The organism is Streptosporangium sp. NPDC006930 (assembly GCF_040635605.1).
In the GTDB taxonomy this organism is placed as follows: Bacteria; Actinomycetota; Actinomycetes; order Streptosporangiales; family Streptosporangiaceae; genus Streptosporangium.
In genome coordinates, this window is sequence record NZ_JBEYID010000002.1 from 541,820 (window position 1) to 566,110 (window position 24,291).

The 24,291-nt window shown below is 68.4% G+C and carries 27 protein-coding genes and 1 pseudogene; 9 read left to right on the forward strand and 19 right to left on the reverse strand.

The genetic code is table 11. From position 1 onward, the window contains the following. The first annotated feature begins 35 nt into the window (after window positions 1–35). The 4 genes from ABZ664_RS05775 (at window position 36) to ABZ664_RS05790 (ending at window position 4,929) form a co-directional block, all read left to right on the forward strand. Window positions 36–2,984 (forward strand): immunoglobulin-like domain-containing protein, encoded by a 2,949-nt coding sequence (locus ABZ664_RS05775; protein ID WP_362503499.1) that lies wholly within the window; start codon window positions 36–38, stop codon window positions 2,982–2,984. A 76-nt stretch (window positions 2,985–3,060) separates the two neighbouring features. Continuing rightward, a complete protein-coding gene (locus ABZ664_RS05780; RefSeq protein WP_362503502.1) occupies window positions 3,061–3,210 on the forward strand; it encodes a hypothetical protein in 150 nt (49 codons plus the stop codon). A 281-nt stretch (window positions 3,211–3,491) separates the two neighbouring features. After that, a complete protein-coding gene (locus ABZ664_RS05785) occupies window positions 3,492–3,938 on the forward strand; it encodes a cytidine deaminase (RefSeq protein ID WP_362503505.1) in 447 nt (148 codons plus the stop codon). 149 nt (window positions 3,939–4,087) lie between these two features. Continuing rightward, window positions 4,088–4,929 (forward strand): IS5 family transposase gene (locus ABZ664_RS05790; protein ID WP_362503508.1). Its coding sequence is split into 2 segments (ribosomal slippage): window positions 4,088–4,436 and window positions 4,436–4,929, totalling 843 coding nucleotides; the frame shifts between segments, so codons are not numbered across the junction. A gap of 273 nt (window positions 4,930–5,202) precedes the next feature. Here the strand turns inward: ABZ664_RS05790 and ABZ664_RS05795 are convergent. The 4 genes and pseudogenes from ABZ664_RS05795 to ABZ664_RS05810 all read right to left on the reverse strand — a co-directional run bounded on the left by ABZ664_RS05795 (window position 5,203) and on the right by ABZ664_RS05810 (window position 7,251). Then, complete coding sequence (locus tag ABZ664_RS05795; protein WP_343976147.1) at window positions 5,203–5,502, reverse strand: helix-turn-helix transcriptional regulator; 300 nt, start codon at window positions 5,500–5,502, stop codon at window positions 5,203–5,205. A gap of 5 nt (window positions 5,503–5,507) precedes the next feature. Continuing rightward, window positions 5,508–5,837, reverse strand: coding sequence for a type II toxin-antitoxin system RelE/ParE family toxin (locus tag ABZ664_RS05800; protein ID WP_362503513.1), 330 nt, complete (start codon window positions 5,835–5,837; stop codon window positions 5,508–5,510). 436 nt (window positions 5,838–6,273) lie between these two features. Further along, window positions 6,274–6,567 (reverse strand): annotated as a pseudogene (locus tag ABZ664_RS05805) (alkene reductase); the annotation flags it as partial. An 18-nt stretch (window positions 6,568–6,585) separates the two neighbouring features. Beyond that, the gene (locus ABZ664_RS05810) at window positions 6,586–7,251 is read right to left on the reverse strand and encodes a hypothetical protein (RefSeq protein WP_362503516.1); all 666 of its coding nucleotides are present in this window, start codon (window positions 7,249–7,251) and stop codon (window positions 6,586–6,588) included. Window positions 7,252–7,322: 71 nt separating this feature from the next. On the opposite strand from ABZ664_RS05810, the gene ABZ664_RS05815 reads away from it, so the two are divergent. Beyond that, complete coding sequence (locus ABZ664_RS05815) at window positions 7,323–7,532, forward strand: hypothetical protein (RefSeq protein WP_362503519.1); 210 nt, start codon at window positions 7,323–7,325, stop codon at window positions 7,530–7,532. 23 nt (window positions 7,533–7,555) lie between these two features. On the opposite strand, the gene ABZ664_RS05820 is transcribed toward ABZ664_RS05815, so the two are convergent. Together ABZ664_RS05820 and ABZ664_RS05825 are read right to left on the reverse strand one after the other, a co-directional pair. Then, the gene (locus ABZ664_RS05820; RefSeq protein ID WP_362503522.1) at window positions 7,556–8,359 is read right to left on the reverse strand and encodes an SDR family NAD(P)-dependent oxidoreductase; all 804 of its coding nucleotides are present in this window, start codon (window positions 8,357–8,359) and stop codon (window positions 7,556–7,558) included. A 371-nt stretch (window positions 8,360–8,730) separates the two neighbouring features. After that, entirely contained in the window at window positions 8,731–9,333 is a 603-nt protein-coding gene (locus tag ABZ664_RS05825) for a class I SAM-dependent methyltransferase (protein WP_362503525.1), read from the reverse strand. Between the two features lie 248 nt (window positions 9,334–9,581). On the opposite strand from ABZ664_RS05825, the gene ABZ664_RS05830 reads away from it, so the two are divergent. Next, window positions 9,582–10,160, forward strand: coding sequence for a hypothetical protein (locus ABZ664_RS05830; protein WP_362503528.1), 579 nt, complete (start codon window positions 9,582–9,584; stop codon window positions 10,158–10,160). 276 nt (window positions 10,161–10,436) lie between these two features. Here the strand turns inward: ABZ664_RS05830 and ABZ664_RS05835 are convergent, their stop codons facing one another. The 5 genes from ABZ664_RS05835 to ABZ664_RS05855 form a co-directional block, all read right to left on the reverse strand. Further along, a complete protein-coding gene (locus ABZ664_RS05835) occupies window positions 10,437–10,739 on the reverse strand; it encodes a hypothetical protein (RefSeq protein ID WP_362503531.1) in 303 nt (100 codons plus the stop codon). A gap of 167 nt (window positions 10,740–10,906) precedes the next feature. Further along, window positions 10,907–11,239 (reverse strand): YnfA family protein, encoded by a 333-nt coding sequence (locus ABZ664_RS05840; protein WP_350942990.1) that lies wholly within the window; start codon window positions 11,237–11,239, stop codon window positions 10,907–10,909. Beyond that, the gene (locus ABZ664_RS05845) at window positions 11,236–11,565 is read right to left on the reverse strand and encodes a hypothetical protein (RefSeq protein ID WP_362503534.1); all 330 of its coding nucleotides are present in this window, start codon (window positions 11,563–11,565) and stop codon (window positions 11,236–11,238) included. The genes ABZ664_RS05840 and ABZ664_RS05845 overlap by 4 nt, the downstream gene beginning before the upstream one ends. Beyond that, window positions 11,549–12,085: a MerR family transcriptional regulator gene (locus tag ABZ664_RS05850; protein ID WP_362503537.1), complete on the reverse strand. Its 537-nt coding sequence runs from the start codon at window positions 12,083–12,085 to the stop codon at window positions 11,549–11,551. The genes ABZ664_RS05845 and ABZ664_RS05850 overlap by 17 nt, the downstream gene beginning before the upstream one ends. Continuing rightward, window positions 12,082–12,417, reverse strand: a complete 336-nt coding sequence (locus ABZ664_RS05855; protein WP_362503540.1) for a hypothetical protein — start codon at window positions 12,415–12,417, stop codon at window positions 12,082–12,084. The genes ABZ664_RS05850 and ABZ664_RS05855 overlap by 4 nt, the downstream gene beginning before the upstream one ends. Before the next feature lie 209 nt (window positions 12,418–12,626). Here ABZ664_RS05855 and ABZ664_RS05860 point away from each other — a divergent pair, with 209 nt between their 5' ends. Beyond that, complete coding sequence (locus ABZ664_RS05860; RefSeq protein WP_362503543.1) at window positions 12,627–13,610, forward strand: BtrH N-terminal domain-containing protein; 984 nt, start codon at window positions 12,627–12,629, stop codon at window positions 13,608–13,610. A gap of 157 nt (window positions 13,611–13,767) precedes the next feature. On the opposite strand, the gene ABZ664_RS05865 is transcribed toward ABZ664_RS05860, so the two are convergent. After that, window positions 13,768–15,240 (reverse strand): ATP-binding protein, encoded by a 1,473-nt coding sequence (locus ABZ664_RS05865; RefSeq protein ID WP_362503546.1) that lies wholly within the window; start codon window positions 15,238–15,240, stop codon window positions 13,768–13,770. Window positions 15,241–15,572: 332 nt separating this feature from the next. Here ABZ664_RS05865 and ABZ664_RS05870 point away from each other — a divergent pair, with 332 nt between their 5' ends. Both ABZ664_RS05870 and ABZ664_RS05875 read left to right on the forward strand, forming a co-directional pair. Further along, a complete protein-coding gene (locus ABZ664_RS05870) occupies window positions 15,573–15,698 on the forward strand; it encodes a hypothetical protein (RefSeq protein WP_362503549.1) in 126 nt (41 codons plus the stop codon). A gap of 360 nt (window positions 15,699–16,058) precedes the next feature. Beyond that, a complete protein-coding gene (locus tag ABZ664_RS05875) occupies window positions 16,059–16,964 on the forward strand; it encodes an SDR family NAD(P)-dependent oxidoreductase (protein ID WP_362503552.1) in 906 nt (301 codons plus the stop codon). Between the two features lie 172 nt (window positions 16,965–17,136). On the opposite strand, the gene ABZ664_RS05880 is transcribed toward ABZ664_RS05875, so the two are convergent. The 7 genes from ABZ664_RS05880 to ABZ664_RS05910 all read right to left on the reverse strand — a co-directional run bounded on the left by ABZ664_RS05880 (window position 17,137) and on the right by ABZ664_RS05910 (window position 24,285). Then, entirely contained in the window at window positions 17,137–18,003 is an 867-nt protein-coding gene (locus ABZ664_RS05880; RefSeq protein ID WP_362503555.1) for an ABC transporter ATP-binding protein, read from the reverse strand. Window positions 18,004–18,019: 16 nt separating this feature from the next. After that, a complete protein-coding gene (locus ABZ664_RS05885; protein WP_362503557.1) occupies window positions 18,020–18,802 on the reverse strand; it encodes an enoyl-CoA hydratase/isomerase family protein in 783 nt (260 codons plus the stop codon). After that, window positions 18,799–19,467 (reverse strand): hypothetical protein, encoded by a 669-nt coding sequence (locus ABZ664_RS05890; protein WP_362503560.1) that lies wholly within the window; start codon window positions 19,465–19,467, stop codon window positions 18,799–18,801. The genes ABZ664_RS05885 and ABZ664_RS05890 overlap by 4 nt, the downstream gene beginning before the upstream one ends. Then, complete coding sequence (locus ABZ664_RS05895; protein WP_362503563.1) at window positions 19,464–20,339, reverse strand: ABC transporter permease; 876 nt, start codon at window positions 20,337–20,339, stop codon at window positions 19,464–19,466. Before ABZ664_RS05895 ends, ABZ664_RS05890 begins: the two co-directional genes overlap by 4 nt. Next, window positions 20,336–21,466, reverse strand: a complete 1,131-nt coding sequence (locus ABZ664_RS05900) for an ABC transporter substrate-binding protein (protein WP_362503566.1) — start codon at window positions 21,464–21,466, stop codon at window positions 20,336–20,338. The genes ABZ664_RS05895 and ABZ664_RS05900 overlap by 4 nt, the downstream gene beginning before the upstream one ends. 69 nt (window positions 21,467–21,535) lie before the next feature. Next, window positions 21,536–23,263: a CocE/NonD family hydrolase gene (locus ABZ664_RS05905; protein ID WP_362503568.1), complete on the reverse strand. Its 1,728-nt coding sequence runs from the start codon at window positions 23,261–23,263 to the stop codon at window positions 21,536–21,538. Next, the gene (locus tag ABZ664_RS05910) at window positions 23,263–24,285 is read right to left on the reverse strand and encodes a fumarylacetoacetate hydrolase family protein (RefSeq protein WP_362503571.1); all 1,023 of its coding nucleotides are present in this window, start codon (window positions 24,283–24,285) and stop codon (window positions 23,263–23,265) included. The genes ABZ664_RS05905 and ABZ664_RS05910 overlap by 1 nt, the downstream gene beginning before the upstream one ends. Window positions 24,286–24,291 lie beyond the last annotated feature (6 nt).

A 24,291-nucleotide genomic window follows, 5' to 3' on the forward strand; every position in this document is an offset into this window, starting at 1 on the left:
CACGCGTCCACAGCGACCGGACTAAGGAGGATCAAGTGAGATTGCGACAGCAAAGGTCGCGCCACCGGCTGATCCGGAAGGGGAGAGGTGTCGCGGGCCTGGCCCTGGGCGTGCTTCTCTCCGTCTCGTTGGCAGCGACACCCTCGCACGCTGCCGACGAGCAGCTCAACGAGGGGCTGGTGCACCACTTCGCCCTCGACGAGACCAGTGGGACGACGTTGGTCAACTCGGGTAGCGCGGGCTCGGCGGCGAACGCCACGCTCGTCAATCCGGAGAAGGCGACCTTGACCGGCAACGGAGTCAGGTTCAACCCCGACTCCTACGCGAGCGCCCTCGACGGTGCGTACGTGACGCTGCCGAAGGACATCACCGCCGACATGTCGAACCTCACGGTCGACTATGACGTGTGGATCGACCCGGCGAACGTCGGCGAGCACCAGATGTGGGGCTTCGGCAGGAAGTCCGGCTCGTGCGACGTCGACACCGGCGCCCAGGGCTCCATCTTCGCGTCGAACACCCAGCGGTTCCGCGTCGCGGTGGGCTCGGCGAACCTCCAGCAGAACCGGGTCCGCATGACCGAGGGAGCCTGGACGCACGTCACCTACACCCAGTCCCTGAACGCGAACGGCACGAGCTGGACCGGCACGCTTTACCTCGACGGCGTGCAGCACGCGACGTCAACGAACCTGACCACGCCGCCGTCGGTGAACGCCGCGGGGACCAACTGCAACTTCCTCGCTCGCTCGCAGACGTCGGGCCACTACTCATTCCGCGGAACGCTCCGGGACTTCCGGGTCTACGACAGGGCAGTGAGCCCCGAAGAGACACTCGCCCTGGCGAAAAAGACCGTCTCCAATGGCGTTAGCGCCGACGCCGCCGCCATCGACCTCGGCCTGACCAGTGCGATCGTACGCGACATCGTTCTGCCCAAGGTGGGCTCCGTGGCGGGCTCGGCCATCACGTGGACGAGTTCGGACCCGTCGGTCGTCGAGGTCTACACCCCGCCGGCCGTCCCCAGCGCACGCAAGGTCGCGGTGACCGGCAAGATCACCCGACCCGCGCAGGGGCAGCCCGACGCGACGGCCACGCTCACGGCGACCGTCCGCAAGGGCGCCCAAGAGGTCACCACACGGGAGATCCCCATTGTGGTGAAGGCCGAGTTCGACGACGCGCAGGCGGTCGACCGTGACGCGTTCGACCTGGCCCTGTACGCCACCGACGACGTGCGCGGAAACATCGACCTTCCGGCCGACGGCGAGTTCGGATCCACGATCACCTGGAAGTCGACCACCGACCTCGTCACCCCGACGGGTGAGGTGACCCGCCCGGCCTTCGGCCGTGCGGATGTCACCGCCACCCTGACGGCGACCATCACCAAGGGTTCGGCCTCGAAGACGAAGTCGTTCCCGGTGACCATCACCGCGAAGCCCCGTTCCGAGAAGCACGAACGGTACTTCATGGGGTACTTCAAGGGCGAGGGGATCGCCGACGGCGAGCAGATCATGTTCGCGACGTCCAACGGAAACACCGCTCTGGACTGGACCGGTCTGACCGGGGGCTGGCCGTCGCTCGTCTCCCAGCTGGGCGACCAGGGGCTTCGTGACCCGCACATCGTCCGCTCGCCCGACGGCGACACGTTCTACATGATCGCCACCGACCTGAACTGGTACGACCAGGGCGGATACGCGATCAACGACACCCAGTACATCGAGGTGTTCGAGTCGAACGACCTGGTGAACTGGACTCCTCAGCGGCACGTGAAGGTCGCGCCCGACAACGCGGGCAACGCCTTCGCACCCGAGTCGCTGTGGGTCGAGGAGATCGGCGCCTACGCCGTGTTCTGGGCGCAGTCGCTGTGGAACGACCCCGTGAACCGCACCGGTCAGGGGAACGCGCAGATGTGGTACGCCACAACGCGCGACTTCCAGACCTTCTCCGCTCCCAAGGTCTGGCAGGACCCGGCCCCGCTGTCGCGGATCGACACGACCGCGATCCGGGTCGGTGACCACTACTACCGTGTGACCAAGAACGAGGCCGGCAACCAGGGTTCGGACATCTTCTCGGAGAAGCACACCGACTTCCTGGACAGCAACATCAACAACTGGACGTCGCTCGCTCCGGCTCTGGGGCGCACGACGTGGGTCGCCAACCAGGGGTACGAGGGGCCGGTCATCTTCAAGGCCAACCCCGGTGACACCTCCTGCCCCGGCCAGTTCTACCTCTGGGGTGACCGGTACACCAACGGTGGTGGGTACCAGGCCGCGTGCCACGAGAACATCGAGGCTCCGACCTGGAACGCCAAGCCGCTCACGATGACCAACGCGGGCGTCGTCCGTCCGCGTCACGGCACCGTGATCCCGCTCACCGTCCGTGAGTGGAACGACATCCGCGGGATCCCGAACAGCGACGTCACGACCACCACCAAGGTGGCCGTCGAGCCGTACGCGAGCGGGGCCCAGACGACCACGGCCACCGCCACCGTCGAGGCCGCTGACGGGTTCGAGACCGGCGGTCAGGTGCGGTTCAGCGTCGGCTCGTGGTCGGAGCTCGCCCACCTGAAGGACGGCGCGGCCACGGTCACGCTGCCGGAGGGTCTGCCTGCGGGTACCCGGACGGTCAAGGCCGAGTACCTCGGCTTCGACTATCTGAAGGCGTCGGAAGCTGCGGCGTCGTTCACGGTGCCGGGCGCTCCGGAGCTCGCGCTGACCGTGACCGCCACCACCCGCTGCGTGGGCACCACGGCGTACGTGGCCGTGACCGCGGTCAACGACGCCGCCGTGCCGGCGAACGTGACGCTGACCACCCCCTACGGTTCGAAGGCCGTGGCCGACGTCGCCCAAGGCAAGCAGGCCTACCAGTCCTTCAGCACCAGGGCCGGGCAGATCGCCACGGGCAGTGCGACCGTGACGGCGACCGCGACGATCGATGGCCGGCAGGTCACCTCGACCTACAACCCCTCCTACACCGCCATCAACTGCGCCTAACCCGACCGGCCACGGCGCATTCCCGCTACTGAACCGGGGCCGGTCGCGTACCGGTCGGCCCCGTCCCCATAGATCGATGTCGCATGAAGACCCGGTGACCGGAACAATCCACACCGATCACCGGGTCGCGACGATCCCCCATAGCGCGTCGCAGCAGAGCGGCGTCGCAGACATCCGCAGAGCTCCCGATCATGCCGCGTTGCTGGAACTCATCGGCAACCAATGACTCCAGGCGAGCAGGCGCGATGGGCGCCCAGACCAGCGGTTCATCACGCCGCTGCACGAGCAAGCGTTCCGCGAACTGCCAGTCTGGCGCCAAATGGCAGCAACTGGCAGCCCGCTCACCGTCCGTGAGTGGAACGACATCCGCGGGATCCCGAACAGCGACGTCACGACCACCACCAAGGTGGCCGTCGAGCCGTACGCGAGCGGGGCTCATACGAGCCCGGGCGGTCTACCGGGCAGCCGGCGGGGCTCTACTACGCCTTGATATGTCACGATGCTGACATGCAGCTTGATCAAAACCTTGTTGACGCGGCCATCGCACAGATAGATCGGCGATGGCCCCCTGGTGAGCAGGGCGGCGCTGCGGCCGTCTACTTGAACGATGGGCAAATCCTGACCAGCGTCGGCCTGGACAACCTCAACGGCGGAGTATCCCTATGCCACGAGACCGGCGCCTTCTGCCAGGCCTACACACTCGATAAGAAGATCACCGCCTCCGTATGCGTATATCGGGACCCCGAACGTGAGCGCGTCCTCGTCCTTCCTCCGTGTGGCATCTGCCAGGAGCGTCTGGCCTTGTGGGGACCTGACGTCCAGGTCGGTGTACCCGACGACTCCAGCGCGACGGGATGGAGGGCTCGCACTCTTCGCGACGTGAACCCGTTCTACTGGGGACCGCAGTTCACCGAAGACGGGACCTGGCCGGCCCCTGAAGTCCACTTCTCCTGACCGACGCAAGTACGGCCCGCAGTGACAGAGTCCTGGCCGATACCCCTCACCAGCCGGTGATCGCCGCGCCATTAGAGGATGTCTGAAAAGTCCATTAATGGGGTATGTCGACCATGTAATGACCCGTGTCGGAGCGCGGGAGGTCGTCGATGACCGAGAAGCGTGCCACATACCCGACCGACCTGAGTGACGTCGAGTGGGAGGCTCTTGCTCCGTCGATCCCGCCAGTCAAGCTGGGTGGACGTCCGGCGGCGCATGAGCGGCGTGAGATCGTCAACGCGCTGGCGTACCGGCTTCGGGCCGGGTGTGCCTGGAGGCTGCTGCCGCACGACTTTCCACCGTGGCAGACGGTCTATCACTACTGGCGGCTGTGGCGGATCGAGGGCCGTTGGCAGGAGATTCTGACCGTGCTGCGGGAGCGAGAACGCACCCGGCAGGGCCGACTCTCGCAGCCGAGCGCGGGCATCTTGGACAGCCAGAGCGTCAAGACCACCGAAAAAGAGGGCTGCACGGCTACGACGGCGCCAAGAAGGTGAACGGCCGCAAACGACACCTGCTCGTCGACACCCTGGGCATCGTGCTCAAGGCCCAGGTGAGTGCGGCCAACGTCGACGACCGCGTCGGCGCCACCCTCCTCTTGCACGACATCCGGCACGACTTCCCGCGGCTTGGCCATCGCTGGGCCGACCAGGGCTACCGTGGCCCATTCCTGGAATGGGCCCGCCGGGTTGCCGGCATCACCGTGCAGGTGGTCGCTCGCCGCGACGGCGGCATGCGGCATACCTGGGCACCTGTGGGAACACCGCCCCGGATCGTGCCTCGGTTCGCCGTCGTCCCGCGCCGTTGGGTCGTGGAAAGAACCTACGCCTGGCTGGGCCGCTACCGCCGCTTGGCCAAGGACTACGAGTACCTGCCGGCCACCTCGGAAAACACCATCTACCTGGCTATGGGCTTCACCCTGCTCCACCGGCTCACCCGAGCACCAACCTAACGACTTTTCAGACACCCTCTAGCGGGCCATTAACCAGGGTGACGAGGGGGCAACCACGGTCACTCACGACCAGCCCAACACCCAGGTCAGCCGCCCCACAAGGCGTGATTGATGCACTTCCCAAGCTGACAGCGCGGGTTCGATTCCCGTCACACGCTCCACACTCAAAGGCCCAGCTCAGGGATGATTCCCGATCTGGGCCCTGTTTTCAGCGTCGTTCGGCTCGGCTGTTCCCACTTCGGTGATCTGCGGCTCCGGAAATACCTCAGAAGATCAGCTCGCCTCACGCAGGGGTTGGAACTGAACGCTCAGCCGCATCTCCAGAGCCTCCGCGAGCCGCTCCAGCATCGGGATGGTCGGCATCGTCCCGCCTGCCTCAAACCGCGCCACCGCAGGTTGCTTCAACCCCGCGCGCTCGGCCAGCTCACTCTGGGTCAAGCCGAGCTGCTCACGGCGCAGCCGTACCGCCTCACCCAGCTCGAACCGGATCCTGGCGGCCTCGTACGCCGCACCCGCCCCTGGACGGCTCATGATCTCAGCCCGCTTGGCACCCCAGCTCTTGCGCTCACCCATACCGCTCACTCCTCATCCACCGTGTGAGCCTCGGCGCTACACCGCTGCATGGCCCGCCACGCCCGCTCGATCTCAGCGGACTCGCGCATCCGCTGCTTGCGGAACACCGTCAGCATGATGATCCGCCGACCCGGTGCGATCCAGTAGGTGATCCGTACCGCCTCCCGGTCGAGGTGGAAACGTAGCTCACGTAACTTGCCGCGGAGCTGACGAGTGTAGGGCTCATCCAGCAGGACACCACGATCGGCCAGCAGGTCGACATAGAACGCCGCCGTCTCCTGCCTCTCTTGATCAAGCGTGTCGAACCACTCATCGACCTCTGGCTCCAGTTCCACCTCTCCCCGATTCATAACACGGACGTTATAGCGACGGCAAGTATCACGTCCGGGAAACGCTCCTGTTCTTCCTGTCGAGAAAGGTCCGCACCGGGACGCTCCCCAGCACACTCCGCCCCCGAGGGCAGTCGTCCGGCTTCCCACGCAACGTTGATCACGTGCCGGATCCGTACCAGAACAGGCGGGGAACCGAGGTCACTCACGGGGACTCACAGTCAACCGTTCCCACGCTGACCTGCATCTGAGGTTCCCCCTTAGCCCGGACACCGGCGGTGTGTCATCAGGCTCAGTAGGCCCGGCTCTGGCGGACTCCGCCCCGCCATATCTCCACGGTACGAGGGGAGGGCCAATAGTGTGCGACCGCTGTCAGCCTTGGCCTCACGAGGACCCGGCGACCTTCGAGGCACTGTTCAAGGCCGCGGCTGGCGACGTGCTCGGTATCCTCGGCACCCCAGATGCCTGCGCCGGGCGAGAGGCGGAGACCTGTGCGGTGGCCACCCACCGCCTCTACGGTCATGAAGACCGTCTGCACCGCGTACCGGATCCGGTTGGTGATCGATCCGCCGTACGCGTCGGTGCGAAGGTTGGCGGTGCTGGAAAGGAAGTGGGCGATGAGGTACCCGTTCGCGCCGTGCAGTTCCACACCGTCGAAGCCGGCGTCGACGGCCCGGCGGGCGGCCTCGGCGTAGGAACGCGCCTGCTCGGGCACTTCGGCGGTGTCCAACGTCCGCGCTTGGGCCTGGCTCCGTCAGGTGTTGAGGCAAGTCGGCGGATCGGTAGACCTCCGACGCCGTTCGGGCGGCAGTTCACCCACCGGCGCAACGGTGTGCGTCCCGCTGCCTGTACAGCGCCACACGGCGATCCCGTCTTCCGGTTCGACGCGCAGGCCCCGGTTGTGCACCGGACAGACGGGCCACGCCCTCCAGAGCACCTCCATGACCACTTCCTGGGTGGCGTCGGCCACGGCCCCGAGCGGCTCAGCCCGGGGACTGATGCCGTTGCCCTGGCAGATGCCCTCGAACTCCACCCATGCCATGCCCATGCTGTCCCAGTCAGGGACGATCACCCGAAGAGTCCCGGTGATCCCCGAAGCACGGAGGTCACGTTCCACGTCCTTCAGTGCCTCCTCCATCGACACCAACAGACCCGGCTCCAGAGCGAAGCTCGGCATGAAGCCGATCCCGCCGAGAAGGGCTTCACCCAGCCGGGCCAGGTCGGCGGTCGTCAACTCGGTAGCGAGACGTTCGAGGAGTTCCCGCGTGACAGGAGTGGACGCGCCCCAGTCCTCCATCAGGCAGGCCAACTCGATGAGGGGTTCGACGTCGAGACCACCGTCGCGCAACGCTGTGTAGATGCGGACGCCCAACTCGTCGACGGCCTGGCGGAGCTCATCGGCCTGCTCGTAGGGATGCATGCCGCAGTGTCTCCTTCCTCGAAGACCCCGGCAAGCGAGATTTCACCCGTCATCGATGGACGTTCGAGGGCATGGCCGCGTTCGGCATCGACCGCCGCCCCCTCACCGACCTTGTCAATCGAGCCGCTGAAGCCGATGACCTGGACTTTCTCGAAAACATTTTGGTGGAGGCGGTCAACCGGCTCCCGGAAAGAAACCTCTCTCGGGAGCGGATCCTCTCCGATCCCGTCGCCCTTTCCGACCTTGAAGGCTCAGATCGCCCAATGAGTCCGGAGATCTGAGCCGGGGGCATCAAGGTCGATGGTCAGGTCTGCTTCAGGAACCCACCGTCCACGGCGAAGTCCGCGCCGGTCGTGCTGGCCGAGCGAGGTGAGGCGAGCAGGGCGACCACGTCGGCGATCTCCTGAGACTCGACCAGACGGCCGGTCGACAGCTTCATCATTTCCGGTGCCACCTGGTTGATGACGCTGTCGCGGTCCGTTCCGACCTGGGCGGCGATGATGTCGGCCGCTCCGCCGCTCTCCGTCCACCATGCCGTACGCACCGGCCCCGGGGAGATGGTGTTCACTCGGATGCCCTGGGGTGCGAACTCCTCGGAGAGGGCCTTGGTCAGGTTGTTGAGACCCGCCTTGGCCGCGCTGTAGTCGACGTTCACGGGAGCGGGCAGGCGGGCGCTGCCCGAGGAGACGTTGACGATCGAGCCTGCGCCACGGGCGAGCATCGGCGGGATGGCCGCCCGAATGGTACGCACGACCGAGAACAGGTTGAACTCGAACATCACCCGCCAGTCTTCGTCGGTGGGGGTCAGGAACGAGAAGCGCGGCAGGGCCACGCCGGGCGGCGGTCCGCCGGCGTTGTTCACCAGGATGTCGAGCCCGCCGAACTCCGACACGGCCTGTTCCACGATCCTCACGGGAGCCTCGGGGTCCATCAGGTCGGCCCGAACATGGATCAGGTCACCGCTGAGCGCCTCCAACTCGGGGGTGCTCTTCCGCGAAGCCGCCACGACACGGACGCCTTCGGCGAGGAGGGTGCGAGTGACGGCCAGACCGATGCCCTTGGAAGCACCGGTGACGACCGCGACCCGACCGGAAAGCTGGAGATCCATATCGTCTTCCCTCGTTTTGGTTTCCATCCGACAAAGCGGATGGTTCTCTTCGCCGAAGACGTTACGAGTCGTCATGTGACGAGGGGTGGCGCAATTCGGACGAGCAATTCTGGCGGAAATCAGACGCGGCATTCATATATTCGCGCGTGCTTTACGAGCAGACGCGTGGCCCATCGTTCGGCGAGCGGACCGGGCCAAGAGGGCACGGTTGTTCATCTCGACAGCAGGACCGAGCGCGCTCTTGAGATGTTCTTCACGTACGCCGTCGCAGGCGAGGCACCGCGAGGAACGACTGCTCGGATCATCAAGCCTTCCTGGTGGCAACGGCTGAGGTCACGAGCCTGATGGCCGGGGCCGTCGGCTGAGCTTGCTCAGGCCTGCGGTTTGCGCCAGACGATGCTGTAGCGCCACAGAAGGTGACGGCGATACCGGGAACCGGGCAAGGTCTCGGCGGCCAGGGCTCGCATCTGCGGGTACGTCAGCGGCGGTGGCCACACCATGGGGGACGGATGCTCCCAGTGACCCTTCATGGCGCGATGGAGGGCACCGACGGCGACACCGGCCAGTTCGCGTGGCAGGTCGTTGGGCATGACGCTACGGGCGAGGCCGACGATGACCAGGGCACCACCGGGGCGCAGCAGCTCGCGCATGCGGGCCAGCCCGGCGGCGGCGTCCATGTGATGAAGGGTGGCCACGGATGCGATGACATCGAAAGAGGCGGGCTCGAAGGGGTGGGTGAGGAAATCACCGAGGATGTAGTCGACGTCGTCAGGGTGCTCGCGGGCCTGGTCGATGCTGGGCGCGTCGAGGTCGATCGCGGTGACACTCGGCACGGTCCGCCGCAGTTCGCGGGCGAGCGTGCCCTCGCCACAACCGACGTCGAGGGCGCGCTGGGCACCGCCAGGGATCGCGCGCAGGATGTGGGGATGGTGATGGATGTTGTGGTTCCATCGCCTGCGGTTCTTCACGGTCATGTGTTCATCCTGCCGAACAGCCGTCGACGGATTCCCTGAGACGGCGATTCCGGAGCGGCACTGTTGATCGTGCCTTTTCGTGCCAGAACAGCCGGGGAACCACGATGACTCATGCAGGGCACGCACGCCACCTAATTGTGTCCGTTCGGATACTCGCCGTAGCGGCACGCGGCAACAGAATTGGGGGTCGACGCGGAAACGCATTCGGGGGCCGAGAAAAGCGCCGCGCACGACGGAGGGGTATGCAAATGAGTGATGCCGAGATCGCGCGTAAAGTGTTGAGCGTCTACGCGGACTCAAAGGTCGCCAATCCCATCGACGAGACGGCCGACCAGGAAAAACTCAGGGCTGCCGGCGAAATCGAAAAGAAAATCGCGCTCGTCAGGCCTTCGGACGGTGCCAGCCTGCTCCCGAGCAAGATCAAGGAGTGGAAGACCACCTCCGACTACTGGATTGCCGGCGGCGAAATAGTCGCGACTGCCCTCAAAAAGGACTCCACCCGGCCCCTGACCTGCATCCTGTTCGCCCATCTGTGCGTCTACGCGCTCAAGACCACCGCGCCGCGCTTCACCGTCCCCATTGAGGTCGTCGAGATGAAGGGAGGCACGGGCGGTTTCGACAACCACTACGTCCTCGTGGCCGGCCGCACGAGCGGAACCATCAACGGCAAACTTTCCGAGTGGAACAAGGACGCCTTCGTCATCGATCTCTGGGGCCACTGCCAAGGGCTCGGTGACGTGGCCGCCCAGCCTCCTGCCATCATCGTGAGCGGCATGAACGACTACACGCGGACGACCATCGCCACCGTTCCGGCCTGGGGCGTCTAGAGCCGGAGATCGTCGAGCAGGCGGAATCCGCCGGCGTCGCCCTGGCTCAGGCGCTCGACGGCTGAGCACCTGCGGACCCGCCTGTTCAACGATCCCTGCACACCCCTCGTCCACTCCTCGTCGTAACCTGCGGCGTGGATGGCGCACGGGTTCGATTCCCGCCACCCGCTCTCATCCGAAAGCCAGGGCAGGACGGAACCACCTCCGGCACCATGAGCGGGCGGCCCTTCCGAACCCGGGGCGAGTCGAAGCCTCCGTGGTTCGGGGCGAGGTGGTTCAGGGTGAGGTGGGCTCGTTCGGAGGGCTCGTCTGGTCGCGGGCCGCGATGGCCAGGGCGATGAAATCGCGGAAGCGCGCGAACTCCGCCTGATCCATCTTCAGCCTCACCCCGCCCACCACCTGGCCCTCGCCTCGCCTGGCGCCGAGCCGAACCTTGAACCCGTCGCCGTGTGGTTGGACGTCCACCCCGAGAAACGCCACGTGGTAGCGGCTGCTCTCGGACAGGCCCCGGTGAAAGATTTCGAGGGTCCTGCCGTCCTGCACCAGGATGTGGTCGCCGACCTGAAACTCCGCCGCCATAGCTCCCACTTCGAAACCGGGTGGACAACAGTGTCTCGACTGTCCCACACGGTCGATGGCTCATGCCGAATTCGTGGCGTACGTATCGGCTCGTCCTCGAAGTCCGGCAGGACCGGCCTGTCATCGAGGTCCTCGACCGGCTCGGGGTGCTCCGGGGTCGACTCCGGCTAACCGCGCGGGGCGTACATGATGACCAGCACACCGAGTATGCATATGGCGGCCCCGATGACGTCCCAGCGATCGGGCTGGAACCTGTCCACCACCATGCCCCATCCCAGCGAGCCCGCGACGAACACGCCGCCGTAGGCGGCGAGGATGCGGCCGAAGTTGGCATCCGGCTGGAAGGTGGCCACGAGCCCGTACAGGCCCAGGGCGATGAATCCGGCGCCGATCCACAACAGCCCACGTTGTTCTCTCACGCCCTGCCAGACCAGCCAGGCCCCGCCGATCTCGGCGAGCGCGGCCACCACGAACAGGAGAAGAGAACGTGCGACAGTCACGACTGCGAATGTAGAGGATCGCCTTCGGCGTGTTGGCGCCTCCCTTCGCCCCGGCAGCCGCAGCCGGTTTCGCCCGCGCATCCGCCGGTCTGCTTTCTCCCGCGCAGGAACCACACCAGCCCCCAGGCCGACGCGGCCACGCCCGCCAGGATCAGGGCCACCGTCGGCATGACGCCGGTGAGCGCGACGGCCCCGGTGCCCCCGATCACCCCGGCGGCGAGCAGCACGGGAAGCGCGCAACACGCGGCACAGGCCACCGCGGCCAAGCCCGTCAGGCCGGCCGGGAACAAGCGCTTACGACGGTCGGGATCAGTCGAGGTCGGCATGTCGGCTCCCGTCCTTCAAGAGGTCGGCATGTCGGCTCCCGCCCGCCAAGAGGTCGGCATGTCGGCTCCCGCCCGCCAAGAGGTCGGCATTCCGGCCCTCGTCCGCCAGGCCGGGGAACGGCAGTGGGCAGCACGAACTTTCCGCGCACGCCACCAGGTCGTCGCATCCGGCGTCCATCGCCCGGATCAGCGTCTCGCGGATCGTCCCAAGGTCTGCGATCTTCTGTTCCACCTCGGCGAGCTTGGCCGTCGCCCGTGCCCGCAGGCCGCCGTCCGGTCTGCCGTGACGGTGGGCGGTCGCCTCGACCAGGTCGGCCACCTCCTCCAGGGTGAAGCCCAGCCGTTGCGCCACCTTGATCACGCGCAGGACGGTCACGGTCTCCGGCGGATAGAGCCGGTGCCCTCCGTTGCTGCGTCGTGGCTCTCGCAGCAGGCCCCGCCGGTGGTAGTAGCGCAGCGTCTGGGTGTTGACCCCGGCCGCTTCCGCGACCTCTCCGGTGCGTAGCCATTCCCCGTTCATGACGTGACCGTCCGGGGAGACATCTCGGTCGCCCGGACCGCCAGGCCGTCGAGCACCCTCGTGTGAACCTCGGGGACCTCGACGTCCACGGCCAGCCCCTCACGGCCGGGGGTGAGGGTGAAGGTGAAGAAGGCGCAGCAGCCCGTCTCCCGGGCCGTCAGGTCACGCGCGGTCTCCTCCGCCCGTGCTCCGGCATCGAGCGTGAGCCGTAGGTGTGTCGGCCCCACTCGTTCCACTCCGCGTAGTGCGGAGGCGAACAGTTCGTCGAACTCCGCCACCCTCAGCGGCCGTTCCTCGGTCGGAAGCGTGCATTCGGCCGGTGCCCATTCCATGAGCCCTCCAAGTATCGGGAGCGATCCCTACCGATCCGACGGTAAGCCTGTACCCCGGTACAGGATGCAACCCCGAACGGGCGCCCCTTCCCCACCGCCCACCCCGGGAGGCCGCGTGCTAGTCTCTGCGCCCCCATCGATCGATCAAGAAGATGTCGAGAATGGGAGCGGTATGACCGTTCGCCGCACCGACACGAGAAGGGCGGAACATGACCGTCGTGAAGGACGTCGAGGCCCGCGGCACGCAGCACTGCGAGACGACGGCGCTGGGAGTGCTGTTGCGGCATGAGGGGCTCGATCTCTCCGAGCCGATGCTGTTCGGGCTGGGCTCCGGCCTGTCCTTCATCTACTGGGACAGCAAGGCCATGGCGTTCCCCTTTCTCGGAGGCCGTGTCAAGCCTTTCGAACTCACCAGGAACCTGGCCGCCAGGCTGGGGCTGGCATTGACGGTCGAGGAGACCACCTCGGCGCGCAAGGCGTGGGAGAACGTGGCCGCCCCCATCGACGCCGGTCGTCCGGTCGGCCTCCAGCTCGACTGCTACCACCTGGACTATTTCCGGTCCAAGGTGCACTTCGGCGGTCATGTCGTCGCGATGTACGGCTACGACGAGCACGACGTCTATCTCGTGGACACCGACCAGCAGGGAGGAGCGGTGCGCAACAACCGGGCCGGCCTCGCCAGGGCGCGTGCCGAACGCGGCCCGATGACCGCCAGGAACCGATCCTTCACCGTCACCGCGCCGGCTCGCCCGCTCTCCTGGCAGGAGCAGATCATCCCCGCCGTCAGGGACTGCGCCGACGCCTTTCTCTCCGCCCCCATCTCGAACGTGGGGCATCGCGGTATCGAGAAGGCCGGCAAAAAGGTGCCCGGATGGCTGCTACGGGCCGGGGAGCCGAAGCAGGATCTGCCGCAGGCCGCCCTTCTCATGGAGAAGGGCGGCACCGGCGGCGCCCTGTTTCGTGCCCTTTATCGCGACTTCCTCGACGAATGCACCCGGCTGATCGACAACGACGACCTCCGCACCGGTCACCGGCTGTACGCCGAGGCCGCCGTCCTGTGGACGGACGCGGCCACCTTGATCACGAAGGCCGGAGAGAGCGGCGACGCGGAATACCTCAGGCAGGCCGGCGCCATCCTCCACGATCTTTCGCGCATCGAGAAGGACGCCATGCGGGTCCTGCGTCGGCTGTAGCCGAAAACGGCTCACGGCGCACCTGCGGGAAACGGTCCTCGGCATACCTGGCAGGGCCCCGGCACGTTGAGGGTCTACGGAGCTCATCGGCCTGCTCGTAGGGATGCATGCCGCAGTGTCCGGACTACTGAAAAAGCTCGGACCGGTCCGATCGCGATCACGAACCTGTGTACAACCGCTCCAGCCCCACCAACTGCACCCGTCCACCGCTGCGCGCCGCCGCGTCCTGCAACGCCGGCATGAACCCCATCCCGCTGAACAGCAGCAGCCGCCCCGGCGCCTCGCCCTTGGCCGCGAGGAGCGCCGCCACCCGCTCAAGCCTCTCCAGGTGCCCGAGCCCCACAACGTCCCCCCACTTGGCCTCCCCAATGGCCAGTAGTGCGCCGTCAGGGCTGTGGACAGCGACGTCCACCTCATGGCCTGTACGGCTGGTGACATCGTGAACAACCCCCGACTGGACACTTCCCGCCATATCACCCAGCGTCTCCTCGGACGCGAAGCCTTCACACCACACCCGACACATTCGCTCGTACACCGGCCCCGCGACGTTACTGCGAAAGCGAGGCTGAGCGGCACGCCAGATCCGCTCGGTACGCCCCTCCCGCGCCCTTTCCAGCTGCGCCCAGTAGGGGCGCATGATCGCGTGATAGAAGCGGACGAGCGGCTCGGTGATCCGATACTCGGAGCGGTTCCGGCGGAAGGCGTCCGGGTCGGCCACGAGGAGGCCGGCGTCCTCCAGAACGGTCAGGTGATGAGAAATGTCGACGGCTTTGCGCTCGATTCTGCTCGCGATACCACTGCGGGTCGCATTGCCCTCGGCGACCGCGGCCAGAACCGTGTGATAAAGGCCGGTGTCGCGCAGCGCCGGGTCCTCGGCCAGCAGGAAACGCACCTCGCGGAAAAGAGGGCTGGCCGGGTTGAGAACGTACTCCACGACCCAGCGGTCGAAGTCGGCCAGACCCGCCGGGGCGATCCCGGCCAGATATTCGGTGCGGTAGGCGGGGGTGCCGCCGACGACGAAGTAGACCAGGGCCGCCAGTCGAGGCTCGGCCGTCAGCCCCCAGAACTCGGCGGCCAGCCGAAAGTTGAAGGTGGGCACCACCAGTTCCAACCCGGCCCGCCCGCGCAGTGGCGCCTGCCCGGAGAGCAGGCCGCCCATGAAGGAGATCGACGACCCGCACAGCAGCAGACGCGACCGTGACGCCCCCCGCTGCTTGCGGCGCGGCGACAGAGCCTTCTGGATGACCGAAGGCAGGTCCTTGGCATCACGCACCAGGTAGGGGAACTCGTCGAGAACGACGGGAACGGTCCGTTCATCCCCCAAGGAGAGCAGGCCGTCGATTCCCTCCTCCCAGTTTTCGAACCTGACCCGTCCCGGTGTCCCGGCGAACGCGGAGACGGCCTCCCCGAGCTGGCGCAGCGCCTCCGCCCTGGGCACGGCCTCGGTGGCGGCGTAGTAGAAACCACCGGTCGCCTCACAGACGGCTTCCAGCAGGAACGTCTTGCCCTGCCGGCGTCGTCCGGAGACCACCCCGAGTGTGGCCCCCTGGGAGTCGTTGGCGACGAACCGCGAGAGCTGCTCCCACTCCCACTCGCGGTCGAACATGTCCGACGGCCGCGGCAGCGACATCTTGACCTTCTCTTTTTAGGAGTACAGTACTTAAAAGTGTACTCCTAAAAACGCGCGCACGAGCACCATGCGGTTGACACACTTCCCAAGCCGACAGGCGCGGGGTCGATCCCCGTCGCTCACTCCAGGCGCGAAGGGCCAGGCCAGAGGTCATGTCTCTGCCGAGACCCCATCATTTCCAAGGCCATCGGCTGAGCCTGCCCAGTCCTGCGGTTTGCGCCAGAGGATGCTGTAGTGCACCAGAAGGTGACGGCGACACCGGGGCCACAGACGAATTGGAGGCCGACGCGGAAACGCATTCGGGGACCGAGGCCGCCGTCCTGTGGACGGACGTGGCCACCTTGATCACGAAGGCCGGAGAGAGCGGCGGCGCGGACCGTCTCCAGCAGGCCGGCGCCACCCTCCACGATCTTTCGCGCATCGAGAAGGACGCCATGCGGGTGCTGCGTCGGCTGTAGCCGGAAACGGCTCATGGGGCGCCTGCCGGAAACGGTCCTCGGCACACCCGGCGGCAGGCCCTTCGCGACCCCGTCCCCGACATCGCCCGCCCTCCCCTGGGAGGACGAGCGATGTCGCCGCACAGCGCGACAGGGGAAAAGCCTTCACGGCGAATCGCACCCACTTCCCGCACACCTGAATTCAAAAAAGAATATGACAATGGGACGGCAGACATATTTCGCCGACCGACAGATAATGTCCGATATGCATTGATGTGGGAACTCGGCTTTATTTACAATAAGGAAGGTTCTTCCGTTCGTCCTGGCGGAGCTTTCCGCGGGGTCTCGGCGGAGTTCGATTTCCAATGCATGGAGAGTGGTATGACGGCTTCATCCGGCACCCGCGGCGGGCTCGACCTGAGCGGGCGGGCCTGCATCGTCACCGGAGCCGCGCGGGGCATCGGGGCGGCCGAGGCTCGGCTGCTGGCGCGGCGCGGGGCGGCGGTGCTGTGCGCGGACCTCGCGGACAGCGGACCGCTGGCCGAGGAGATCCGGAACGCGGGCGGCACCGCCGTGGCCTGGCAGGGAGACCTCGCGGAGAAGGGCGCGGCCGAGGACGTGCTGGAGGCGGCGGAGGGGTTCGGGGTGCCGGTGTCGGTGCTGGTGAACAACGCCGGGATCGTCAGGGACCGGATGGTCTTCAATCTGGACGACGACGACTGGGAGGCGGTGCTCGCGGTCAACCTGACCGCGCCCTTCCGGCTGTGCCGGGCGCTCGCCCGATACTGGCGGGCGCGACCGGGGAGCGGGCGCCGGATCGTGAACACGAGCAGCGAGTCGGGCCTGTACGGCAACGCGGGGCAGGGCAACTACGCGGCGGCCAAGGCCGGGCTGGCCTCGCTCACCCTGACCATGGCGGCCGAGCTGGGCCGGTACGGGGTGTGCGTCAACGCGATCGCGCCTCGGGCGCGGACCCCGATGAGCGAGGCGGCGTTCGGCGGCCTGCCCGACGGGGCACTGCCCGCCGAACAGGTCGCGACCGTGGTGGCCTGGCTGGCCGGTCCCGAGGGCGAGGACGTGACGGGACAGGTCTTCGTCGTCGCCGGGAACACGGTGCGGCGGATGCGAACCTGGTCGCCGGTGCGCACGGCCCTGCAACCGGCCGACTGGTCGGCGGAGTCCGCCGCGCGGTTCCGCGACGGGCTGTTCGCGGGGGACGAGACCCGGTACGAGCCCGCTCCGATCGGCGTCCTGTTCACCGAGGGGTCCGGCGAAGGGCTCGGCTGAGCAGGCACGGACCGAGAGGTTCCGATCCCCGGCCAAGAGGACCTGGCCTCCGGCTGAGCGGGCACGGACCAGGGGATCTCCGCCGCCGGTCGTACGGACACGGACCGGGAGATCGCCACCCGCCGCGCCCGCCCTGTCCCGACAGGCCGGCGCGGGCGGACGGCGGGAGAGGTCAGGTCCCATCTCGGCCGGAGGCGGTGGTGCCGGGGATGAGGGAACTGCGAACCTCGTTCTCGATGAGCTTCCAGATGTGGTCCACGTACCGGGTGAACTTCTCGCCGCGCTTGGTGTGCAGGTCACGTGGGCGAGGGATGTCGATCAGGATCTCCTCCCTGACCCGCCCGGGGTGTGCGGCCATCACGATCACCCGGTCGGCGAGCAGTACGGCCTCGTCGAGCTGGTGGGTGATGAACACCACGGTCTTGCGGTGCCGGGTCCAGATGTCCAGCAGCTCGGTCTGCATCACCTCGCGGGTCTGCGCGTCCAGCGCGGCGAACGGCTCGTCCATCAGCAGCACGGTCGGATCGACCGCCAGGGCACGCGCCAGGTTGACCCGCTGGCGCATCCCCCCGGACAGCTCGTGCGGGTAGTGGTCCTCGAAGCCGCGCAGGCCGACCAGCTCGATGCACTCGCGGCTGCGCGCGTCCGTGGCGGCCGAGCGGGACCCCCGCAGGTCGAGGCCGAACCTGACATTGGCCAGCACGGTCCGCCAGGGGTAGAGCGAGTCCTGCTGGAACACCACGGCCATGTCCCCTCGGCGGGGGTCGGGTGGGCGGCCCGACACCCGGACCTCGCCTGCCGCCGGGGCGATCAGGCCGTCGATGGTCTTGAGCAGCGTGGTCTTGCCGCAGCCGCTGGCGCCGACCACGCAGACGAACTCGCCGTCCTGCACGGTGAGGCCGACGTTCTCGAGGACCGGCGTGTACGCGCCGGCCCGCTCGTAGCCGACCGACAGCCCGTCGATCTCCAGCAGCGGGGCCCCGGACCGCGAGGGGGGCGGGGGGTCGTCGGCGGGGCGACGGCGCGGATACCCGAACATCAGGTCTTCCTCTCGGTCACGGCTGCCCTGAGGCCGGCGGGGGCGAGGACGGGAAGGAACGGGCGTCGACCGCGGCGAGCGACTCCAGGGCGAGCCCGTGTGCGAGGCCGAACCGCAGCTCGCGCCGGATCAGCATGGTCAGGCAGGCGCGGGTGTAGCGCAGGGTGAGGGTGGTGTTGCCGGCGAGCTGCCGGGCGAGTTCCCAGGCGCGCTCCAGCAGCCGCTCCTGCGGCAGCACCTCGGCGACCAGGCCGAGTTCCAGCGCCTCGTGGGCGTCGATGGTCCGGCCGGTGAGCAGAAAGTGCCTCGCCCTGTTCATCCCGAGCAGCCAGGGCCAGACGATGTGCACGCCGTCGCCCGGCACCACCCCGGCGACCACGTGCTGGTGGTCGGCGAAGGCGGCCGTCTCGGAGGCGAGCACGATGTCGGAGAGCAGCGCGAGTTCGGCGTGCTCGGTGGCGGGGCCGTTCACCGCGGCGATCACCGGGACCTCGATGTCGAGCAGGTCGAAGAGCATGTGCCGCCCCTCGTGGGCGATCCGGTCCCAGCCCAGCGGGGTGGTGTTGCGCCGCTCGAAGGCCATCTCGGTCAGGAAGTCGGGGCCGGTGCCGGTCAGGATGACCACCCGGTTGTCCGGGTCGGTGGCGATCTGCCGGAACGCCTCCGGCAGTTCGCGGTGCGCCCGCTCGCTCCACTTCAGCGATCCGCCGTCGGTGTGCAGCGAGACCTGCAGGATGCCGTCGTGCCGTTCCATCGCGACGTCGGCGAACCGGTCGCGGTACTCCTCGAACCTGCTCACCGGCCCGGCACCCCCGCCTCGCGGCTCTCAGGGCGGCGGCCGTCGGGCGCCCAGGGCCGGTAGCCCGGCTCCAGCGGCACCTCGAAGGTGGCCATCAGGGTGGTGAGGGCGCGCCAGATCGCGATCACGTAGCAGATCTCGACGACCTCGCCGTCGTTCGCCAGCTCCGACCTCAGGTCGCCCAGGGTCTCCGGGGAGATCCGGTCGTCGCGCACCATCTCGTCCACCGCGCGCATCACGGCGCGCTCGGCGGACCCGAACCCCGGATGGTCCGCGCCCTCGCGGACGCCGAGCACGTCGGAGGGGCGCTTGCCCGGCAGGTCGACGTCGACCGTCGGGGAGTAGTGGTGTGCCCACAGGTACTCGGAGCCGGTGACCCAGGCCACCCGCATGATCGCGAGTTCGCGCAGCCGGGTGGCCTCCGGACGGACGGTGAGCCGCCCTTCCCACAGGATCCGGTCGTTGATCTCGTTCTCCACCCGGGCGGACTGCGGGGAGTTCATCAGCAGGCGGTAGAAGTGGATCCGCGACATCTCCTCGCGCATCCCCACCTCGACCGCGATCCGCGCGGCCTCCTCCACGGGGAGCATCGGAATGAGCCCCTGGGGTTCGTCGGTCGGCATGGCCGCCCCTTTCTGGTAGGCGTTCGGCACGGGCGGGATCACGGACGGTCCTTCTTCCACGGCGCGGCACGATGTTCGAGCCATTCGAAGAGCTTTACGAGCAGCACACCCGTGACGGCGAAGATGAGCACCCCGGCGAGCAGGGCGTCGGTCTGGAAGTACTGCGAGGAGACGAGGATCCGGTAGCCGAGACCGCTCTGCGAGCCGAAGAGCTCGCCGACCACGACACCGATCAGCCCTCGTCCGATGCCCATCCGGATGCCCGCGATCAGGAACGAGATCGCGGTCGGGAACCGGACCTTGGTGAACAGCTGGAAGCGGCTCGCGCCGAAGGACCGGGCCGCCTCCAGGAGTTGCGGGTCGGTCACCCGGATACCCGCGTCGGTGTTGATCGCGATCGGCAGCACCACCAGCATGAACACCAGCAGTACGGTCTTGGTCTCGCCGATGCCGAACCACAGGATGAACAGCGGCGCGAGCGCGACGATCGGGGTGGCGTAGAGCCCGTTGATCAGCGGGTCGATGTAGTCCTTGGCCCGGCGGCTCGTCCCCAGCAGCAGGCCGAGCAGGACGCCGCCCACCAGGCCGGCCGCGAATCCCTTGGTGAACTCACCCGTGCTGACCAGCACGTCCTGCTGGAGCGTCCCGTTCTGCCACATCGTCACGATCGCGGCGGCGGTGCTGATCGGGCCGGCCAGGAAGAGCGGGTTGTCCACTACGTACTCGGCGGCGACGTGCCACACCAGGAGGAAGCCGAGGAAGCTGAGCGTGGCGCGGCGCCCGCGCGGTCCCGCGCCCTTCCCCGCGCGCCGGGCTCGCCATCGTGCCGGCCACCGTCCCCCGCCCGGCCGCCGCCCCGCTTGCCGGGCGGCGGTCGGGCCGGTGCCGGACTCGCCGGAGACCGGTCGGCTCATGCGGGCTGCTGGCCTTCCGGGAGCACTCCCTTGGGTCCCGGTCCGTTCTTCACCGAGTCCGGCAGTTCCTCGTACGCGGCCTTGACGTGGGAGTTGTCGACCAGGCCGGCCACGTCGTCGGGCGCGGAGGCCTCCAGTGAGCCGCCGGACTTCATCAACGCGACCGTACGCGGGACCACGGTGGCGGCGATCGCGCCGTCGCGCGGGTAGGCGCCGGCGGTCACCCAGGTGTAGGAGGCCTCGGCGACGCTCCGCTCGACCTGCGCGTTCTTCGCCAGCAGGTCGATCGCCTTCTCCTTGTTGGCCGGGTCGTACAGGTAGGCGATCGAGGCCAGGTAGCCCTTGAGGAAGGCGCGGGCGGCGTTGGGGTTCTCGCTCACCCAGGTCCGCATCGCGTTGATCCCGAAGAAGGACAGGTCCTTGTACTCGGGCACCTGCTGCAGGTCGTAGAGAATCTTGTAGCCCTGCTTCTCCAGCAGGGTGGAGGTGGGCGGGAGCACCGCGATGCACTTGATCTGCCCGGACTTCAGCGCGGCGAGCGCCGGCCCGGCGTTGAGGTTGACGTTGGTGAGCTTGTAGTCCTGACCGAGTTTCAGCTGTCCGCCGTGCTCCATCATCTTGGACAGGTACAGCGCGTCGCCGATGCCCTCGGGGTTCTGCGCGCCACAGGTGGCGCCCTTGAGGTCGGCGAAGGAGGTCACCTCCGGCGGCACGACCAGATACTCGGGGTAGGACCGGTAGCCCTCGGCGACCGCGATGACCCGGGGGTCCTTCTGGTGGGCGAGGATCGCGGCGTCGTACACGGTGGAGGTGAACTGCACCGAACCGCCGATCATGGCGGCGAGCGCGTTCGGGCTGGACTGCGAATAGATCATCGAGACGTCGAGACCGTACTGGCGGAAGACGCCGAACTCGACGCCGACCTGGATGGCCCAGTTGCCTGCGTTGGGGGTGACCCCGCTGAAGGTCACCTTCTGCGTTTCAAGAGTCGCCTCGGGTGCGGCCGAGCCGCCCTGAGGTGCGGGGGCGGCGGGTTCTTCTCCGGAGCCGCACGCCGCGACCGTCAGAAGCAGGCACAGGGCGGCCGCGGAACGGAGGAGGGTGAGGGGGGCGCGCATGGGGGGCATCGAATCTCCTTGCCGGAATTCGGGATGCTGCGGTGCCCCGACCTCACCCCGGGGCCGTTATCCCCGCCGTTACCGGGTGGGGGTGACGGGCAGAACGATCGCCGAAGGGTGCTCGGCGTCGTGCAGGATCGTCTGCATCGCGACCCGCAGGTCCCGGTGCGAGGCCGCCGTGCCGTCGGCGGTGTTGGGATGCCTGTCGTACTTGGGAAACGAGCTGCTGGAGACCTCCAGCCGGATCCGGTGTCCCGGCAGGAAGACGTTCCCCGTGGCGATCAGGTCCACCTCGACCCGGATCGGCCCGTCCCCCGCAGCCGTGACCTCCGCCGCGGTGATCCGCCGGATGCCGTCGCAGAGCAGGTACGCCCGGCCGTCGGGGTGGACGTCCACCAGTTTGGCGGTCACGTCGGTGGCCGGGGCGGTGGTGCGCAGGTACAGCACGGCGTGCACCGGGCCGATCACCTCGACCGGTTCGCTCAGCGGGTCTCCGCTGTAGACCAGGACGTCGTCGCGGTCCTCGACGGCGCTCTGGTCCATCGGGCCGGAGTTGGCGGCCGGATTGGGCAGGTAGACGGCGCCGCCTCGGGTGGGCACCGGGTGGCGCGGGTCGTACAGGAAGGCGTCGTACGGCTCGTCGCCGCGCGGCGGCTCGGTGCTCAGCCGGCCGTCCCCGTGCCGGGAGTTGGCCGTTCCGCCGCCGCGCAGGTACCACTGGGTGGGGCGGGCGCGGGCGAGCGGCCACTCCTGCTCGTCGCGCCACTCGTCGGCGCCCATCACGAACACGCGCACCGGCGGCAGGTCGGGGCCTGGGCCGTCGGCGAGGTGCCGCCCGAACCAGGCGAGCTGGATCCCCTCCAGGTCCATCCCGACGGGGAAGCGCCGCTCAGGACCGCAGGAGTCGCCGAACAGCGCGGGCGCCCACTGGGTCCACGGGCCGATGACGAGGCGCTGCGCCTCGGCGGCCGGGCCGCCCGCGTCCTTGATCGCCTGGTAGGCGGCGAGGTTGCCGTCCAGGTGCACGTTGTACCAACCGGCCACGTGCAGCACGGGGAGGTCGGTCTCCGCCAGCGCCTCGCGGGCGCTGAGCCGGTCCCAGTACGGGTCGCCAGGGGGGTGGGCGAGCCACTCCCCGTAGTGCGGGGCGACGCCGTCCAGGGCGGGCACGTCGGAGAGCGGGAGAGCACGGAAGGCGGCGTCCGGGTCGCGCAGGGCGCGCGCCAGGGCGCCGGAGGCCGTCCGGTGGGCGTCCGCGCCGTCACGGACGACGGCGCGGCGGAGCTGGTCGGGGGCGAGGTTGGCGAGGCTCCACCAGAGGTTGAAGCCGAGCTGGAACGCGCCGCCGCGCCAGACCCAGCCGCCGTCGAACTCGGACGCGGTGAAGTGCGGCACGATCGTACGCAGCCCGGGCGGCCGGCGCCGGAGCGCCTGCCACTGCGGGACGCCGTTGTTCGACGCCCCGTACATGCCGACCCTGCCGTTGGACCACGGCTGCGCGGCGGCCCACTCCACGCAGGCGGCGGCGTCCGCGCCCGAGTCCTCGAACGGGCGGAACGGCTCGTCGCCGCCGGAGCGGAACCGGCCGCGCGCGTCCACCACCACGACGGCGAACCCCTCGTCCACCGCGCGCTCGGGGTTGATCACACCGTAGACCGAGGCCCAGTTCGACTTGTCGTAGGCGGTGTACTGGAGCAGCACCGGCCGCGGGCCGAAAGCCGGGTCGCGGTAGACGTCGGCGCGCAGCATCACCCCGTCGGGCAGCGGGATCCGCACGTCCCGCTCGCGCAGGACCGGGGGCCGCATCAGTCCTCGCCCGCGGTGGCCCGCACCACGCGGGTCTCCAACGCGCCGAGCCCGTCGATCTCCAGCCGGACCACGTCGTCCGGCCTGATCCAGCGGTCGATCTCGATTCCCGCGCCGGTGCCGACCGTGCCGGAGCCGAGCAGGTCGCCCGGCAGCAGGGTCTCCCCCGCCGACGCGTGCGCGACGATCTGCTCGATCGACCAGTGGATCGTCGCGGCGGACCCCTCCGACCACAGCTCGCCGTTGACGAAGGCCCGCATCCCCGCGCCGAAAGGCCGGGGGATCTCGTCGGCGGTGACGAGGTACGGCCCGGTGGCACAGCCTCGGTCGAAGCCCTTGGTCTTGGCCGGTCCGACCCGGGTGCCCATCTCGCGGCCCTGTACGTCGCGGCAGGACAGGTCGTTGAAGATGGTGAGCCCGGCGATGTGCTCCCAGGCCCGCTCCGGCGGGATGTCCCGGCCGCGGCGGCCGATCACGATCGCGAACTCCAGCTCGTAGTCGAGCTTCTCGGTGTAGGCGGGCCACTGGCCGGGCTCGTCGGGGCCGAACACCGAGGCGCTGCGCGTCACGTAGTGCGACGGGGCCTCGTACCACTCCTGCGGGACCTCGCGGCCGAGGTTGCGCAGGGCGTTGACCATGTGGTCCTCGAAGGCGAAGAAGTCGCGCACGGTCGGCGGCCGGTCGACGGGGGCGAGCAGGCGGACCGCGTCGCGCCGGTAGGCGTGCGCGCCGAGCGGGCCCGACCGTCCCAGCGCGGCCTCGGCGTCGCCCAGCGCGTCGAGCAGCCGCCGCGCCTCGGCCTCGGCGCGCCCGCCCGACCCCAGCAGGGCGACGGTGCTTCCGGGAAAGGTCGCGCGGGCGAGCTCGGAGGCACGGCCGGCTTCTCCGCCATCGGCGAGGATCTCCGAGGCGAGGAGCGCAGCGAGGTCGACGACGATCGGTGCGTCGAGTGCTCCGACCGCGGCTCCCGTGCGTACCTCGGCGTCCGGCCAGCCATGCGGTGTGAAGCGGCAAATCCTCATGGGAAC